This is a genomic window from Lentzea sp. NPDC051208, from assembly GCF_040682435.1.
Taxonomy (GTDB): Bacteria; Actinomycetota; Actinomycetes; order Mycobacteriales; family Pseudonocardiaceae; genus Lentzea; species Lentzea kristufekii.
This window is the reverse complement of the sequence record NZ_JBFBAW010000001.1, coordinates 1-16,696: the sequence shown is the minus strand read 5'-3', so window position 1 is coordinate 16,696 and position 16,696 is coordinate 1. Positions and strand designations below refer to the sequence as shown.

Annotated in this window: 11 protein-coding genes; 10 read left to right on the top strand and 1 reads right to left on the bottom strand. The window is 70.5% G+C overall.

Annotation, left to right across the window (positions count from 1 at the left end):
- The 7 genes from AB0M48_RS00055 (at position 1) to AB0M48_RS00025 (ending at position 11,662) form a co-directional block, all read left to right on the top strand.
- Positions 1-969, top strand: coding sequence for a DUF1702 family protein (locus AB0M48_RS00055; RefSeq protein WP_363834543.1), 969 nt, complete (start codon positions 1-3; stop codon positions 967-969).
- Between the two features lie 97 nt (positions 970-1,066).
- Positions 1,067-2,050 (top strand): DUF1702 family protein, encoded by a 984-nt coding sequence (locus tag AB0M48_RS00050; protein ID WP_363834541.1) that lies wholly within the window; start codon positions 1,067-1,069, stop codon positions 2,048-2,050.
- A gap of 47 nt (positions 2,051-2,097) precedes the next feature.
- Positions 2,098-3,957 carry a VCBS repeat-containing protein gene (locus AB0M48_RS00045; RefSeq protein ID WP_363835877.1) on the top strand — a complete coding sequence of 620 codons (1,860 nt, stop codon included), beginning with the start codon at positions 2,098-2,100 and terminating at the stop codon, positions 3,955-3,957.
- Between the two features lie 74 nt (positions 3,958-4,031).
- Positions 4,032-4,964 carry an enediyne biosynthesis protein gene (locus AB0M48_RS00040; RefSeq protein ID WP_363835876.1) on the top strand — a complete coding sequence of 311 codons (933 nt, stop codon included), beginning with the start codon at positions 4,032-4,034 and terminating at the stop codon, positions 4,962-4,964.
- Positions 4,961-10,693: a type I polyketide synthase gene (locus AB0M48_RS00035; RefSeq protein WP_363834539.1), complete on the top strand. Its 5,733-nt coding sequence runs from the start codon at positions 4,961-4,963 to the stop codon at positions 10,691-10,693. Before AB0M48_RS00040 ends, AB0M48_RS00035 begins: the two co-directional genes overlap by 4 nt.
- A 1-nt stretch (position 10,694) precedes the next feature.
- Positions 10,695-11,132 carry an acyl-CoA thioesterase gene (locus AB0M48_RS00030; RefSeq protein WP_363834536.1) on the top strand — a complete coding sequence of 146 codons (438 nt, stop codon included), beginning with the start codon at positions 10,695-10,697 and terminating at the stop codon, positions 11,130-11,132.
- A gap of 20 nt (positions 11,133-11,152) precedes the next feature.
- A complete protein-coding gene (locus AB0M48_RS00025) occupies positions 11,153-11,662 on the top strand; it encodes a flavin reductase family protein (protein WP_363834533.1) in 510 nt (169 codons plus the stop codon).
- A 64-nt stretch (positions 11,663-11,726) separates the two neighbouring features.
- On the opposite strand, the gene AB0M48_RS00020 is transcribed toward AB0M48_RS00025, so the two are convergent.
- Complete coding sequence (locus AB0M48_RS00020; protein WP_363834530.1) at positions 11,727-12,440, bottom strand: AraC family transcriptional regulator; 714 nt, start codon at positions 12,438-12,440, stop codon at positions 11,727-11,729.
- Between the two features lie 643 nt (positions 12,441-13,083).
- On the opposite strand from AB0M48_RS00020, the gene AB0M48_RS00015 reads away from it, so the two are divergent.
- From AB0M48_RS00015 to AB0M48_RS00005, 3 genes are read left to right on the top strand one after another with little or no spacing between them, the layout of a single operon-like run.
- Entirely contained in the window at positions 13,084-13,614 is a 531-nt protein-coding gene (locus AB0M48_RS00015; protein ID WP_319984013.1) for a DUF5987 family protein, read from the top strand.
- Positions 13,611-15,272: a GMC family oxidoreductase gene (locus AB0M48_RS00010; RefSeq protein WP_363834528.1), complete on the top strand. Its 1,662-nt coding sequence runs from the start codon at positions 13,611-13,613 to the stop codon at positions 15,270-15,272. Before AB0M48_RS00015 ends, AB0M48_RS00010 begins: the two co-directional genes overlap by 4 nt.
- Positions 15,269-16,597 (top strand): cytochrome P450, encoded by a 1,329-nt coding sequence (locus tag AB0M48_RS00005; RefSeq protein WP_363834526.1) that lies wholly within the window; start codon positions 15,269-15,271, stop codon positions 16,595-16,597. The genes AB0M48_RS00010 and AB0M48_RS00005 overlap by 4 nt, the downstream gene beginning before the upstream one ends.
- The last annotated feature ends 99 nt before the right edge of the window (positions 16,598-16,696 follow it).

The following is a 16,696-nucleotide window of genomic DNA, read 5'->3' as shown; positions in this document are numbered from 1 at the left end:
ATGTCGACGGTGCTCGGTTCCATCAGAAGACTCGTGTTCACTCCGAAACTCGCGGACGTCACGTTCTCCGCTCGCGGATTCTCTGTTCCTGAATCGGAAACGACCAGAGCGCTCGAGCAGATCCCGCAGACCGTGATCGCGGGATTCGAATGGGGAATCGACTGCCGGAGCCTGTGGGAGCTGGAGCGCAGGTTGTCGCTCGTCGCGCCCGGCCTGCGCGGGTTCGCCTACGAGGGCGCGACCATGGCGTGCACCGTCCTGGACGCGATGGACGGCCGCAAGCGCACCCGTGACCTGTTGCGCGGCCCCGGCCTGCCACACCTCTTCCTCGCCTACATCGGCATCGGGTTCGCCATGGCCCGGCTGCCCCGGCCGCTGTGGCGCAAGGTGGTGCCCGATCTCGACGGCGTGCGCTACCACCCGGCGATCACCTGGCTCGCGGTCGACGGCTACGGCTTCGACCGCGCCTACTTCCACCCGAAGCGCTGGGTCGCCGAGCAGGAACCACCCAGGCCCTTCCCGTGGCAGGGCACGCCCTCGTACTTCCCGCGGGCCTTCGACCAGGGGCTGGGCCGCGCCCTGTGGTTCATCCACGGCGCCGACGTGAAGGCCGTCGCGGCCGCCGTGCGGGCGTTCGCCGGCCACCGGCAGCCCGACCTGTGGAGCGGCGTCGGGCTCGCCGCCACGTTCGCGGGCGGCGCCGAACCGGACGACCTGGCGTGGCTGCGCGCCGAGGCCGGCGACCAGCGGCCGGAGCTGGCGCTCGGCGCGAGCCTCGCGATCATGGCCAAGGCGGCGGCCGGCTGCGTCGACGACCGCGCCGGACAGGCGGTCCACGCGTTGAGCGACCTGAGCCCGGCCGCCGCGGTCGCCGTCGTCGAGACCGCCTCCGTGCCCACCGGCGAGACGGGGAAAGAGCCGGAATACGAACTCTGGCGCAGTCGCATCAAAGCGCATTTCACTGCGTGAGAAAAGCAGGCGTGTTCGAGCATGCTGGAAGATGTCATCCCGCTGCGGTGACGCAAAGAATGATGTCGGGAATATGTCCGGTTGGGGAGAGTGCATCGTGACCAAAGCGGGATTGCGCGCTTTGCGGCGTCGATTGCTGACGCCGAGGAGTTCGGAGGCCACGCTCGCAGTACGTGGATTTCACCACAAGAACGAAGCCTCGAAGGAACTGCTGGAAAGCATCGGCCGGAACTTCCTCTTCGGGTTCGCGACCGCTGTCGAGGCGCGCGCACCCGCGGAGGCGGAGCGGCTCCTCGACACCGTGCCTCCACAGTTCCGCGGCTTCGCCTACGAGGGCGCGGGCATGGGGTTCGCCACGCTCGACGCGCTGCCGTTCGGCGGCGGTGGCCGGGTGGCGGAGTTCCTCGCGGGAGCCGGCGGGAAGCACGTCTACATGGTCTACGTCGGGGTCGGCTGGGCGATGGCCCGCGTGCCGAGGTTCCGCTGGCCGAAGCTCGCGGTGGACGACGAGCTGCTGCAGTGGCTCCTGATGGACGGCTACGGCTTCCACCAGGCGTACTTCCACACGGAGAAGTACGTGCACCGGCACTACCGCGAACCTGACTTCCCGTGGCCGTTCAGCGGCCCGGCCTGGTACGCGAACCGCGCGATCGACCAGGGCATCGGGCGTGCGCTCTGGTTCGTCGCAGGAGCGGACGCCGCCCAGGTCGCCGAGCTGATCGATGGCTTCCCCGACACGCGCCGGGCCGACCTGTACGCGGGTGCGGGCCTCGCCGCGACCTACGCGGGCGGTGCGGGACCCGAGGAACTGCGCTGGTTCGCCGAGCACGCGGGACGTCACCGCGCGGTGGTCGCCCAGGGCAGCGCGTTCGCCGCGGAAGCCCGCGCCCTCGCCGGTCTGACCGTCGACCACACGCACGTCGCCACCGACATCTTGTGCGGCACCGGCGCGGACGAGGCCGTGCACCGGGTCCGCGCACTCAAGCCGGCCGGGCCTGGACGGGACGACGTGCCCGCCTACGAGCTGTGGCGGCGCGGCTTCGCCGATCAGTACGTCCACTCAGGAGGTGTGGAGCAGTGAGCTGGACCCGCAAACAGCTGCCGGGAATCCTGGCGCTCGTTCTCGTGATGGTGACCTTCCTGATGGCCCGGCTGCCCGCTGCGTCGCAGGCGGAGAAGCGCGACGTGGCGAGCGGCTACGGCTTCACCCCGATGTCGATCTCGCTCCCCGGCGGGTTCGACCAGCAGACGATCCGCAAGGTCAACAAGGACTACCAGCACATCGACGCCTGGATCTCCTCGGTCGGTGCGGCGATCGCGATGAACGACCTCGACGGCGACGGCCTCGACAACGACCTGTGCGTCGTCGACCCGCGGATCGACCAGGTCGTCGTGACGCCGGCGCCGGGCGCGAAGGAGGAGCGCTACGAGGCGTTCGCGCTCTCACCGGGCACCCTGCCGATGAACGACGTGATGGCGCCGATGGGCTGCGTGCCCGGCGACTTCAACGAGGACGGCCGCATGGACCTGCTGGTCTACATGTGGGGCCGCACCCCGATCGCGCACATCGCCGGGGACGGCCAGGACAAGCTCACCGCCGGCTCCTACACCGCCACCGAACTGGTGCCCGGTGCGAACGCCACGTCCGGCCGCTACACCGGTCCGCAGTGGAACACCAACGCCGCCGCGGTCGCCGACTTCGACGGTGACGGCCACGACGACATCTTCATCGGCAACTACTTCCCGCACGGCCCCGTGCTCGATCCCTCCGTCAGCGGCGGGGTCGAGATGAACGACTCGATGTCAGCCGCCTACAACGGTGGCGAGAACTACTTCCTGCGCTGGAACTCCACGTCGGCGGGCGTGCCCCGCTACGAGGTCCAGGACGGCGTGCAGGGCCTGGACGCCTCCAAGGGCTGGGAACTCGGCGCCGCGGCCGCAGACCTCGACGGAGACCTGCTGCCCGAGCTCTACCTGGCCAACGACTTCGGCCCGGATCGCATGTACCACAACAGGTCCACGCCGGGCCGCATCGAGCTGGCACTGGTGCACGGCGTGCGCACCGCGCTCACCCCGAAGTCGAAGGTCGTCGGCCACGACTCGTTCAAGGGCATGGGGGTCGACTTCGGCGACCTCAACCAGGACGGCGTCTACGACATGTTCGTCAGCAACATCACCACGTCGTACGGCATCCAGGAGAGCAACTTCCAGTTCCTGTCGCAGACCGGCGACCGGAACGTGCTGCGCGCCAAGCTCGCGAACAACGAGGCGCCGTGGGAGGACGTGAGCGCGCCGGCCGGCACCGCGTGGTCGGGCTGGGGCTGGGACGTCAAGATCGCCGACTTCGCCAACTCCGGCGAACCCGCGATCGCCCAGGCGACCGGCTTCGTCCGCGGCCAGGTCAACCGGTGGCCCCAGCTGCAGGAGCTGGCCACGGCCAACGACCTCGCGCTGCGCCACCCCGTCTCCTGGCCGCGCGTCACGGTCGGCGACGACGTCGGGGGCAACCACCGGCTCGCGTTCTACGTGAAGGACGGCGACCGGTACGTCGACATCGCCGACCAGCTCGGCCTCGCCGTCCCGGTGCCCACCCGCGGCATCGCGACGGGCGACGCGGACGGCGACGGCAAGCTCGACTTCGCCGTGGCACGGCAGTGGGCGGAACCGGTGTTCTACCGCAACTCCGGCCCGTCGCAGGGCAGCGGTCTCACGTTGCGGCTGTGCCACGAGGGCGGATCGCCCGCGGTCGGCACCCAGGTCACCGCGACCACCAAGGAGGGACGCACGTTCATCGGCCACGTCGACGGCGGTGGCGGGCACTCCGGCAAACGCGGCCACGAGGTCCACATCGGACTCGGCAAGACCGGCGGGCCCGTCGAGGTGCGGCTCAACTGGCGCGACCGCTCGGGACAGACCCGCGAGCAGACGCTGACGCTCGCCCCCGGCAGGCACCTGATCGAACTCGGCTCCCAGGCTAAGGAGAGGTGACGGACGTGACGGACGTGGCGGCGAACGTGCCCCGGCACGACCCGAAGGTCGTCAAGGCACTGCGCAACTTCGCGATGTCGATGACGGTGTTCAACATCATCGGTTACTCCGTGCTCGGGTTCGAGCAACCGTGGCTCTGGCCCTTCATCGCACTGCTGACCGGCTACACCGTCGAGATCGGGCTCGAACTCGTCGGGGCCAGGACGGACGGCCGGCCACCCAGGTTCCTCGGCAACGGGGTGCGCGGCGTGGTGGAGTTCCTCTACCCGGCGCACATCACCAGTCTCGCGATGAACATGCTCATCTACGTCAACGACCAGGTCTGGGTGATGATCTTCGGCGTCGTCGTCGCCGTCGGGGCCAAGTGGGTGCTGCGGGCGCCGGTCCGCGGCCGGTTGCGGCACTACATGAACCCTTCCAACTTCGGCATCGCGATCATCCTGCTGATCTTCCCGTGGGCGAGCATCGTGCCGCCCTACCACTTCACCGAGAACGTCACGGGCCTGTTCGACTGGCTGATCCCGGCGATCATCGTCACCGCCGGCACGATGCTGAACGCGAAGCTCACCGGCCGGATGTGGCTGATCCTGTCGTGGTTGTTCTTCTTCGTGGTCCAGTCGGTGGTCAGGGGAATCCTGTTCGGCACCTCGATCCCCGGCGCCCTGCTCACCATGACCGGCGTCGCGTTCGTGCTGTTCACCAACTACATGATCACCGACCCCGGCACGAGCCCGTCGAAGCCGATCTCGCAGATCGCGTTCGGAGGCGGCGTGGCCCTCGCGTACGGCTTCTTCACCGGCGTGCACATCGCCTACGGCCTGTTCTTCGCGACGGCGCTGGTGTGCCTGATCCGCGGCATGTTCCTGTGGGGCATCCACTTCGTGAACAAGGCGCGTGAGCAGCACGAGGCAGCCCAGGCGCTGGCGAAGGAAGCCGGGAGCACCACGGAGAACGGCAAGGTCGTCTCGCCTCCCTCGACACTGGGCAAGGAGGTCGTACCGGCATGACCAGGATCGCGATCGTCGGTGTGGCCTGCCGCTATCCGGACGCGGTGTCGGCGGAGGAGCTCTGGGAGAACGCGCTGGCGGGTCGCAGGGCGTTCCGGCGGCTCCCGGACGAGCGGATGCGGCTGGAGGACTACTGGGACCCGGACCCCTCGACGCCCGACCGCTTCTACGCCCGCACCGCCGCCGTCATCGAGGGCTACGAGTTCGACCGCGTGGCGCACCGGATCGCGGGCAGCACCTACCGCTCCACCGACCTGACCCACTGGCTCGCGCTCGACACGGCGGGCAGGGCGCTCAGCGACGCGGGGTTCGCCGGTGGTGAGGGGCTTCCTCGCGAACGCACCGGTGTCGTGGTCGGCAACACGCTCACAGGGGAGTTCGCGAGAGCCAACCTGATGCGATTGAGGTGGCCGTACGTGCGCCGCACGGTCGCGGCGTCGCTCAAGGCCCGCGGCTGGGCGGACAGCGAGCTGGAAGGTTTCCTCGCCGACCTGGAGGCCACGTACAAGAGCCCGTTCCCCGCCATCGACGAGGACAGCCTCGCCGGCGGGCTCGCCAACACGATCGCAGGCCGGGTCTGCAACTATTTCGGCCTCAACGGCGGCGGCTACACCGTCGACGGCGCCTGCTCGTCGTCGCTGCTGTCCGTCGCGACGGCAGCGGGCCGGCTCGTGGACGGCGACCTCGACGTCGTCGTCGCCGGTGGGGTCGACCTGTCGATCGACCCGTTCGAGATCGTCGGGTTCGCCAAGACCGGAGCGCTCGCACGGTCGGAGATGCGGGTGTACGACCGCGGCTCCAACGGCTTCTGGCCGGGTGAGGGCTGCGGCATGGTCGTGCTGATGCGCGAGCAGGACGTGCAGCCGCACCAACGGGTCTACGCGACCGTCGCCGGCTGGGGCGTCTCCTCCGACGGCTGGGGCGGCATGACCCGGCCGGAGGTGAGCGGGTACCGGCTCGCCCTGGCCCGCGCCTACGAACGGGCCGGGTTCGGCGTCGACACCGTGCCGCTGTTCGAGGGCCACGGCACCGGCACCGAGGTCGGTGACGCGACCGAGCTGCGGGCGTTGTCGCAGGCCCGCGCGGACGCCGACCCGGCGGCGTCCCCTGCCGCGATCAGCACCATCAAGGGCATGATCGGCCACACCAAGGCGGCGGCGGGCGTGGCCGGTCTGATCAAGGCCGCGCTGGCGTTGCACCACCAGACGTTGCCGCCGACGATCGGCTGCGTCGACCCGCACCCCGTGCTGACCGAGGACGCGGCGACCCTGCGGGTCCTGCGCAACGCCGAACCGTGGCCCGCCGGTGCTCCGCTGCGGGCCGGCATCACGGCCATGGGTTTCGGTGGCATCAACACCCACGTCGTGCTGGAGTCGTCCGCGCCGTTGCGGGCACCCGACACCCGTGCGCTGGAGATCTCCGCCGCCGCGCAGGACGCCGAGGTGCTGCTGGTCGACGCCGAGTCCGCGGAGTCGTTGCGGGCCAGGCTGACCGAGCTGGCCGAGTTCGCGGCACGGGTGTCCTACGCGGAACTGGGTGACCTCGCGGCGACGCTGCACACCGAGCTGGCGGACCGGCCGTACCGCGCCGCCGTGGTGGCGCGGTCGCCCGAGGACGCCGTGCGCGGGCTCGACCGCGTGCTGGAGGCGGCCGCCTCCGGTGCCGTCACGTGGTTCGCGCCGGACGGCCGCGGTTTCCTCGGCCACGTCACGGAACCGGCGACGGTCGGGTTCCTCTTCCCCGGCCAGGGATCCGGTCAGGGCACCAGCGGCGGCGCGATGCGGCGGCGGTTCGCGGCCGCGCGGGAGGTCTACGAACGGGCCGCGCTGCCGACGTCCGGTGACATGGTCGCCACGTCCGTCGCCCAGCCGCGGATCGTCACCGGGTCGCTCGCGGGGTTGCGCGTGCTGGCCGGTCTCGGTGTCACCGCGGACGTCGCGGTGGGGCACAGCCTCGGCGAGATCACCGCGCTGCACTGGGCAGGGGCGATCGACGAACGGACGCTGCTGCGCGTGGCCTCCGTGCGCGGTGCGACCATGGCCGAGCACAGCGCCTCCGGCACGATGGCGAGCCTCGGCGCGTCGGCGGAGGAGGTGAGCGAACTCGTCCGCGAGCTGCCGGTGGTGATCGCCGCGTTCAACGGTCCGAAGCAGACGGTCGTGGCGGGAACGGACGCGGGAGTGGCCGCCGCCGTGGAGGCGGCGGCCCGGGAAGGCGTGCGCGGCACCGCGTTGCGGGTCTCGCACGCGTTCCACTCGCCGCTCGTGGCACCGGCGGCCGACGCGTTGCACGCGAAGCTCGCTGCCGAGACGTTCACGGAGATCAGCGGGCACGTCGTGTCCACCGTGACCGGTGAGACGCTGGCGGCCGACACCGACATCCGCGAGCTGCTGCGTGCCCAGATCACCGATCCCGTGCTGTTCTCGCAGGCGATCGGTGTCGCGGCCAAGGACGCGGACCTGCTCGTCGAGGTCGGTCCCGGCCGGGTGCTCACGACGCTGGCCGCCGACGTCGGGCAGGTGCCGGTCGTCGCGCTGGACACCGACGACGAGTCGCTGGTGTCGCTGCTCGGCGTCGTCGGTGCCGCGCACGTCACCGGAGCCGCGCTGAACCCGGCCGCCCTGTTCGCGGACCGGCTGGTGCGGCCGCTGCGAGTCGGCCAGGAGTTCTCGTTCTTCGCGAGTCCGTGCGAACAGGCGCCGGAACTGTCGGTCGGCGCCGGCAACCTGGTCGTCACGGCCGTCGCGGGCATGACCGTGGTCGGCACCGCGACGTCCACGGTGGACGTGCTGCGCGAGATGGCCGCCGCGCGGGCCGAACTGCCGAGCGAAGCGGTCGCCCCGGAGAGCAGGCTGCTCGACGACCTGCACCTCAGCTCGATCACCGTGGGCCAGCTCGTCAACGAGGCGGCCCAGCGGCTCGGCGTGCCGCCCGCCAGCGCGCCGACGAACTTCGCCACCGCGACCGTGCGGGAACTGGCCGACGCGCTGGACGACCTGAACGCGACCGCGAGGGAGACCGACACCGCGGCGGCCGTCGTCACGGGTGCCGGACCGTGGGCACGGGCGTTCGTCGTGGAGGACGACCCGGTGCCGTTGCGGCCCGTCGCCGCTCACGAGGACAACGGCCAATGGCAGCTCTACGCCGAGGATTCTCACCCGTTCGCGGAACGGTTGCGGCGAGACCTCGAACGCGGCGCGGCGGGCGACGGTGTGCTCGTCTGCCTGCCCGAGGTGTGCGAGGAACGGCACCTGGAGCTGGCTTTGCGGGGCGCGAAGTCCGCGGCCGCACGCGGTGACGGCAGGTTCGTGCTGGTGCAGCACGACGCGGGTGCGGCGGCCATGGCGAAGACGCTGCGGCTGGAAGCGCCGGGCGTGCGGGTGACCGTCGTGCACCTGCCGGCAGGCGCGAGCTCCGACGTCGTGCTGCCGGAGGTGCTGGCGACGACGGCGTTCAGCGAAGTCCGCTACGACAGGCAGATGACGCGCACGGTGCCGACGATGCGGGCACTGCCGGTGTCGCCGTCCGCCGAGATCCCGCCGCTGACCGACACCGACGTGCTGCTGATCACCGGTGGCGGCAAGGGGATCACCGCCGAGTGCGCGCTCTCGCTCGCGCAGGAGTGGGGTGTGCGGCTGGCCGTGCTCGGCAGGTCCGAGCCCTCCGCCGATGCCGAGCTGGCCGCGAACCTCGACCGCATGAGGGCCAGGGGCATCGAGGTCGCCTACGCGGTGGCCGACGTGACCGACGCGGAACGGATGCGTGCCGCTGTCGGCGAGCTGGAGGCCGTGCTCGGCCCGGTCACCGCCGTGCTGCACGGCGCCGGGCGCAACGAACCGGCCGCATTGTCCACAGTGGACGCCGATCGGCTGCGGTCCACGATGGCACCGAAGATCGACGGGTTGCGCGCGGTGCTCGGCGCCGTCGACGCGGGGTCGTTGCGGCTGCTGGTCACGTTCGGCAGCATCATCGGCCGCTCGGGCCTGCGCGGCGAGGCGCACTACGGCACCGCCAACGACTGGCTGGCGGCGCTCACCCGCGAGTTCGCCGACGGCCACCCGTCCTGCCGGGCCCTGTGCCTGGAGTGGTCGGTGTGGTCCGGTGTCGGCATGGGGGAGCGGCTGGCCGTGGTCGAGTCGCTCTCCCGGGACGGCGTCGCGCCCATCCCGCCGGACGAGGGTGTCCGGATCCTGCGGCGGCTGCTCGTCGACCCCGAGACGCCGGAAGTCGTCGTGGTCAGCGGGCGCACCGAAGGCGTCGACACCGTGCGCCACGACCTGCCCCCGTTGCCACTGCTGCGGTTCGTGGACAAACCGCTGGTCCGCTACCACGGCGTCGAGCTCGTCACCGAGGTCGAGCTGAACGCGGGCACCGACCTCTACCTCGCCGACCACCTGCTCGACGGCAACCTGTTGTTCCCCGCCGTCTACGGGATGGAGGCGATGACCCAGGTCGCCGCGGCGGTCACCGGACACGAGTCGACGCCCGTGCTGTCCGGGATCCGGTTCCTGCGGCCGATCGTGGTGCCGCCACGCGGGTCCACGACGATCCGGATCGCCGCCGTGGTCACCGCCGACGACGTGGTGGACGTCGCGATCCGCAGCTCGGAGACGGCGTTCGAGACCGACCACTTCGTGGCCAGGCTGTCGTATGGGAAGACCCCGCCTCTGGGGGAGATCGTCCCGGACGCGGGGTTGCCGCCCGTCGCGCTCGACCCGGCGACCCAGCTGTACGGCGACACCATGTTCCAGGGCGCGAGGTTCCAGCGGCTGCGGCGTTTCCACGAGGCCCGCGCCCGCGACGTCGACGCCGACGTGGCGGTGAGCGCGCACCCGGACGGGTTCGCGGGCTACCTGCCCGCCGAGCTGCTGCTCGCCGACCCGGGCATGCGGGACGCGTTGATGCACGGCAACCAGGTCTGCGTCCCGGACGGCACGCTGCTGCCGGAACGGATCGACCGCCTGTACCCGGTGGGCGCGGGCATCGGCGCGAGCGAGGTGCGGATGCGTGCCACCGAACGGCACCGCGACGGCGACACCTACGTCTACGACATCGCGGTGTTCGACGGCGACGAGGTCGTGGAGCGGTGGGAGGGCCTGCACCTGCGTGCCGTGCGGCGCAAGGGATCCGCCGGTCCGTGGGTGGCCCCGTTGCTGGGCTCCCACCTGGAGCGGGAGGTCGAGCCCCTGCTGGGCCACCGGGTCGCGGTGGTCGTGGAGCCCGACCGCGAACCCGGCACCGACCGGGCCACCAGGCGCAGGAGCACCGCGCTCGCGGTGAGCCGGCTGCTGGGGCGGGAGACCGAGGTCCGCTACCGGTCCGACGGACGGCCGGAGGTGGACGGCGGGCTGATCGTGTCGGCGTCGCACGCCGCCGGCGTCACCCTCTGCGTCGCGGCGGATCGCGCCACGGCCTGCGACCTGCAGGACGTAGCCGAGCAGGAGGACCAGGTGTGGCAAGGGCTTCTCGGTCGCCGGCACCGCACGGCGGCGTTGCTCGCCGAGGCCGGTGAGCCGTTCGCGGTGGCGGCCACGCGCGTGTGGTCGGCCGTCGAGTGCCTGCAGAAGGCGGGACTCTCTCTCGACACACCGCTCACGCCGGAACCGGGCGGGCCGCAGGGCTGGCGGGTCTTCACGGCGCCGGGACTGCGGATCGCGACGCTGGTGACGTCGCTGCGCGGGGTCGCGAGTCCCGTGGTGGCGGCCGTGCTGATGGTGGAGGGGAGCTGACGTGGAGTCGTACTTCGAGATCAGGCACACGGTCGGCTTCGAGGAGACCAACCTCGTAGGCAACGTGTACTACGTGAACTACCTGCGCTGGCAGGGACGGTGCCGGGAGATGTTCCTGGTGCGGCACGCCCCCGACGTGCTGACCGAGCTCCAGGACGACCTGAAGCTCTTCACGCTGAAGGTGGACTGCGAGTTCTACGCCGAGCTCACCGCGTTCGACGAGCTCGCGGTCAGGATGACGCTGGTCGAGCTGGCACAGACGCAGGTCGAGTTCGGCTTCGACTACGTCCTGATCGGCGCGGGCGGAGTGGAGAAGCTCGTGGCGCGGGGAGCCCAGCGGGTGGCGTGCATGCGCGGCCCGAACAACGCGACCAGGCCGGCGCGGGTGCCGGACTCGCTGCGTCTCGCGCTCGAGCGGTACGCGCCGGTGGCGGCCTGATCATGACGGGGGAGACCTGCATGGACGAGTTCGAAGACCCGAAGACGCTGCGGCGTGTGTTCGGCACGTTCGCGACCGGCGTCACCGTGGTCACCGTCGGAGGCGCGTCACCGCACGGCATGACCGCGAACTCCTTCACGTCCGTGTCCCTCGACCCGCCGCTGGTGCTCGTGTGCGTCGGCCGGGACGCGTCCATGCACGGGCACCTCACCGCCGCGGGGGCGTTCGGGGTGTCCGTGCTCGCCGCGGACCAGGAGGACGTCGCGCGGCACTTCGCCAGCCGGTGGCGGCCGGCGGGCCGTGCCCAGTTCGACGCGGTGGACTGGGTGCCGGGCAGCCGGATCGACGCGCCGCTGATCGGCGGCGCGCTCGCCCGGTTCGAGTGCGCGCTGTGGCGGACCTACGACGGCGGCGACCACACGATCTTCCTCGGCCGCCTCCTCGCGACCGACGGCCCGGCCGGCCGCAACGCGTTGCTGTTCCTCAACGGCGCCTTCCACGCGCTGGAGCGTTCCGGTCTGTCGGCCTGAAGTACCTGAGCCAGACGAGAAGAAGGCGGGCCGCCACTGGCGACCCGCCTTCTTCTCGTCCTGCTCAGCTCGCCCGCGGAGTCTCCAGCGCGGTGGTGCGGACGTCGAGCAACGCCATGAGCACTGGCGGGTCGATGGCCGACATAGGACGTAGGACGACGTCCACGACGTGTGCCATCGTGCTGCTCGACACGACCAACGGCCCGTGGGAGCCCACGGAAGGCATGCGGTCTGCCGTGTGCTCACTGCCCGCAGGGACGGTGTGGATGAGCAGGTACCAAGCGCCCTCCGGCACGTTCTCCAGCACGAAGTGACCCGGCCCCGGCAGCACCGCGCAGCTGACCGGCGCGCCCTGCGGGATCGGGTCGCGAAACAAGCCGACGAACGTGGGACCGGGCTCGCACTCGGCCGGGCAGTAGATCCGCCCGCTGACCGAACTCGTGCGGCGCAGCACGATGTTCTTGCGGTTGTCGACCGGGATGCGCGTCGTGCGGCCACGCAGCTGGCGGTACTCGGTGGGGGAGAGCCCGACGCTGATTTTGAACCGCGAGCTGAACGTGCCGGGACTGTTGTAACCGACCCGGTGGCTGATCTCAGTGACCCTCAGATCGGTCGCCACGAGAAACCGCTTGGCCTCCTGCAGTCGCAACGCCGAGAGAAAACGCGCCGGCGAAACCCCGGTAACCCGTTGGAACACTCGGGTGAAGTGAAACTTGCTGAACATCGCGACCTTGGCCATGTCGTCGATGGTTATCCGCTCGCCGAGGTTCGTCTGCATGGCATCCACTACTCTGGCCACTGCTTGTTCACCGAGCTTGTCCATTAGGTCCCCCGATTCCGCCGTTGTGGTGACTGTGGTGGATTCTCCAGTTGTTGGGAAAGTGCGTTGGAATCATCCCGACCGAAGCTAGCAGCGGGCAAAACGCCAGGCAAGGTGCGATTCCGGCATAGCGACCTGCTCTTTTCCTCACTCTGGGTAGGCGATTGAGGTCCTTTATGTCGCCTCTGCGTTTTGGCTATATCCAAAACGCACGGTCGTGCGGCGCGGGGGAACAACGCGGGTTGCTCTGGGCGGTCCAGTGAGATGGGCCGCTTGGAGTTGTGGGTCCGCTCCCAGGGGTGTCGCGCTGTTTGTTGCCCTCCGTGCGCAATGGGGATCATCCCACTCAGGGAGTTGATCTCCAATTCATCGAGACCGCAATCAGGGAGATGCGCCGTTCGGATGACGCTCGCGAGAATGGAGTCCGCGGAAAGCCTTGGTCGTGCATTGACTGCCTTCCGTGTCTTCCGCCGAACGGGTTGTTCGGCCGGTGAAATTCATTGCTCGCACCATCGCCGGGCGTTCGCCCGACCCAAGAGGACAGGAGGACGCGCACGTGACCGCCACCGAAACGGAGACTCCGCAGATCGACGTCACGACTATGACGTTCGAGGCGTTCGCGGACACGATCGTGCCCGGCGAGAAGAGGTGGCCGGACGACGTCGCGGTCGCGGGGGCGAGCGCCGGTCCCGGTGCCGTCGCGGCCGGCGCCATCGAGCTGCTGCGCATGCCCGAAGGCGGGATGGCCGCGTTGCTGGACCCGCTCGCGGGCCTGCTGAACACGCACGCGGCCACGTACGCGGCCGAGCACGACGTCGAACTCGACCCGGCGCTGCCGGCCTTCGTCGCACTGCCGTTCGCGGACCGCACCGCCCTGGTGCAGCTGCTGACGACACCCGGTCACCCGGAGAAGGAGGTCTGGGTCGGTATCGCGCTGTTCAGCAACATGGCCTTCGACACCGGCGCCCACATGCACACCACCGACGCGATCGCGGCAGGTCATCCCGGCCTGCTGACGATCGGGTTCGCCCCGCCGGACCCCGACGGGGTGTGGCGCTTTCCCGACTACACCTATGGCAAGCCGCTCGCGCGCCGCCACCCGGACACGACTTCTTCAGGGAGCCCGGCATGACCGCGTCCACAGTGGAGCAGACGGACATCGTGGTGATCGGCAGCGGGTTCGGCGGGGCGATCACCGCCTACCACCTCGCGGCCGGAGGCGCGCGGGTCGTCGTGCTCGAGCGGGGGCCCTGGCTCCAGGCGGACGAGTTCGACCACGACTTCCGGCTCGGCTCGTCCTCCACCCGCGTGTTCGACTTCGTCGTCGGTGACGGCATGAGCGTCCTGAGCGGCAACTGCGTGGGCGGCGGCAGCGTCGTCTACTTCGCCGCCATGCCGCGGGCGCCGCGCTTCGTGTTCGACCGCCAGGGCTCGATCGGCCGGCGGATGTGGCCCGCCGCGATCACCAGGGAGAGCCTCGAACCGTGGTACGACCGGGTCGCCGAGGCGTTGCCGATCAGCACCACCGACTGGGACACGATGACCTACGGCGGTGGACTCTTCGGCGCGGCCTGTGCCCACGCCGGCCACACCGCGAACCCGGTGCCCGCCGCCATCGACACCGCGCTGTGCACCAACTGCAACTGGATGATGTCCGGCTGCAAGTTCGACGCGAAGCGCTCCCTGCTGCTGAACTACCTGCCCGCCGCCCTGGCCCACGGCGCGGAGATCCGGCCGCTGCACGAGGTCCAGCAACTGTCCATCACGGACGGTGGCGGCTATCGCGTGCACTACAACGTGATCGACGGCGAGGACTACCGCGTGTCCACCGGCAGCGGCACGATCGACGCGAAGATCGTGATCCTGGCGGCCGGCGCCGGTGCCACGCCCGTGATCCTGCAACGGTCCGAGCCCACGCTCGGCGCGATGCCCCACGCCGCCGGCAGGTACTTCTCCGGCAACGGCGAGCGCCTCAACACCGCGATCCTCAACGAGGACAGGGTGCGCGAGGTGCTGGGCATCAGCGTCGACGAGGCGGTCACCTACCAGGCCAACCAGATCGGCCGCGGCCCGTGCGTCGCGAGCTGGGACCGGCTCGACGGCTCGCTGCCCGAGTACTCGCGGTTCTCGCTGGAACAGCTGTACTTCCCGCCCGGCCTCGGCACCATCCTCGCCCAGGCGCCCGACGCCACCGGGCCGAGCTGGTTCGGCGTGGAGAAGAAGGAGATCCTGCGCCGGTGGAAGTCGTGGCTCACCGTCTTCACGATGTCCGAGGACGACAACGAGGGAGTCTTCGGCCCGCCGCCACCGACCGGCAACGCGCACCGCATCTCCCAGCAGATGCTCGGCCGCGGCACGATCAGCTACCAGCCGACCGAGAACACCCTGCGCGGCTGGGCCGAGTCCGACGAGGCCGTGCGCGACATCCTCGAACGCGACGGCATGTCCCGCGTGATGCCGTGGACGAACGACGTCGTGGGCGCGTACACCGTGCACCCGCTGTCGTCGTGCCGCATCGGCGACGACCCGGCGACCTCGGCGCTGGACGACAACCACGAGCTGCGCGGGCATCCCGGCATCTTCGTGACCGACGGATCCGCGGTGCCCGGCGCGCTGACGGTGAACCCCGCCATGACGATCGCGGCACTGGCCGAACGCGCCGTGCCGGCGATCGTGCGGGCGGCCCGGCAACGCGGCGTCGACGTGTCCTACGGGGCGCCGTCGCCGGACGGTGAGACATCGGCGCGCAACGGTGTCCTGCCCCTGGTCTCGCACCTGGTGACCGAATGACGTCGGCACTCGCCCCTGGTCCACCGCGGCGGGCGACCCTCGCGGTGCTCGCGAAGATGGCCAGGAACCGGCTGAGCGTCATGTCGTCCATGTCCGCGCACTACGGCGACGTCGTGCGGTTGCCCTTGGGCCCCAAGACGTTGAACTACTTCAACCATCCCGACCACGCGAAGCACGTGCTCGCCGACCACGCCGCGAACTACGTCAAGGGCATCGGCCTGACACACGCCCGGCGCGCGCTCGGTGACGGCCTGCTCACCAGCGACGGTGAGCTGTGGCGCAAGCAGCGCAAGGTGATCCAGCCGGTCTTCCAGGCCAAGCGGATGGCGCGGTACGCCGGGGTGATCGCCCAGGAGGCGGAGGACCTGGCCGCACGGCTGGGTTCGGCGCGCGGACAGACCGTCGACGTCCGCGCGGAGATGACCGAGCTGACGTTGCGGGTGCTCGGCCGGGTGTTGCTCGACGCGGACCTGAGTGAGTTCCACACGCTCGGGGCGTCGTTCGAGGCGGTCCAGGACCAGGCGATGTTCGAGATGATGTCGCTCAGCGCGGTGCCGACCTGGGTGCCGCTGGGACGTCAGCTCAGATTCCGGCGGGCGCGGGCTGATCTGCAGCGCGTGGTGGACCGGCTGGTTGCCGACGGGGCACGGTCGGGCAGCGACGACGTGGTGTCGCGGCTCGTCGAGTCGACCCGCGCGGAGACGGACCCGGCCGTCGGGCGGCGCCGGATGCGCGACGAGCTCGTGACGTTGCTGCTGGCCGGTCACGAGACCACGGCGAGCACGCTGAGCTGGGCGTTCCACCTGCTCGACCGGCATCCGCACGTGGCCGCCGCTGTGCACGACGAGGTCGTCGGCGCGCTGGGGGACCGCATGCCGGTGTTCGAGGACCTGCACGTCCTGCCCTACACGTCGGCCGTGCTGCAGGAGGTCATGCGGCTGTACCCGCCGGTGTGGATCCTGCCGCGCCAGGCCAGGGAGTCCGACGTCATCGGCGGATACCGCGTGGAGGCCGGCGCGGACGTGCTGATCTGCCCGTACACGCTGCACCGGCACCCTGCGTTCTGGCCGGACCCCGAGAGGTTCGACCCCGGTCGCTTCATGGGGGACGCGGCGGGCAGGCCCACCTACGCCTACATCCCGTTCGGCGCCGGCCCGCGGTACTGCGTCGGCAACCACCTCGGGATGATGGAGGCGACGTTCGTGCTCGCCACCGTCACCAGGGCGTTGAAGCTCACGGGGGTGCCGGGACGTGCGGCGGTGCCGGAGCCGATGCTCACGTTGCGCATGCGGGACGGCCTGCCGATGACCGTGTCCAGCTGGTGAACACACCAGAAGTGGGGGGGGTGGTGGGGGGGGGGAACGGCCACGATAAGTAAGTATGGATTCGAAGAGGTGGTGGAGACTCGGAGGGGGCGGGTCCGC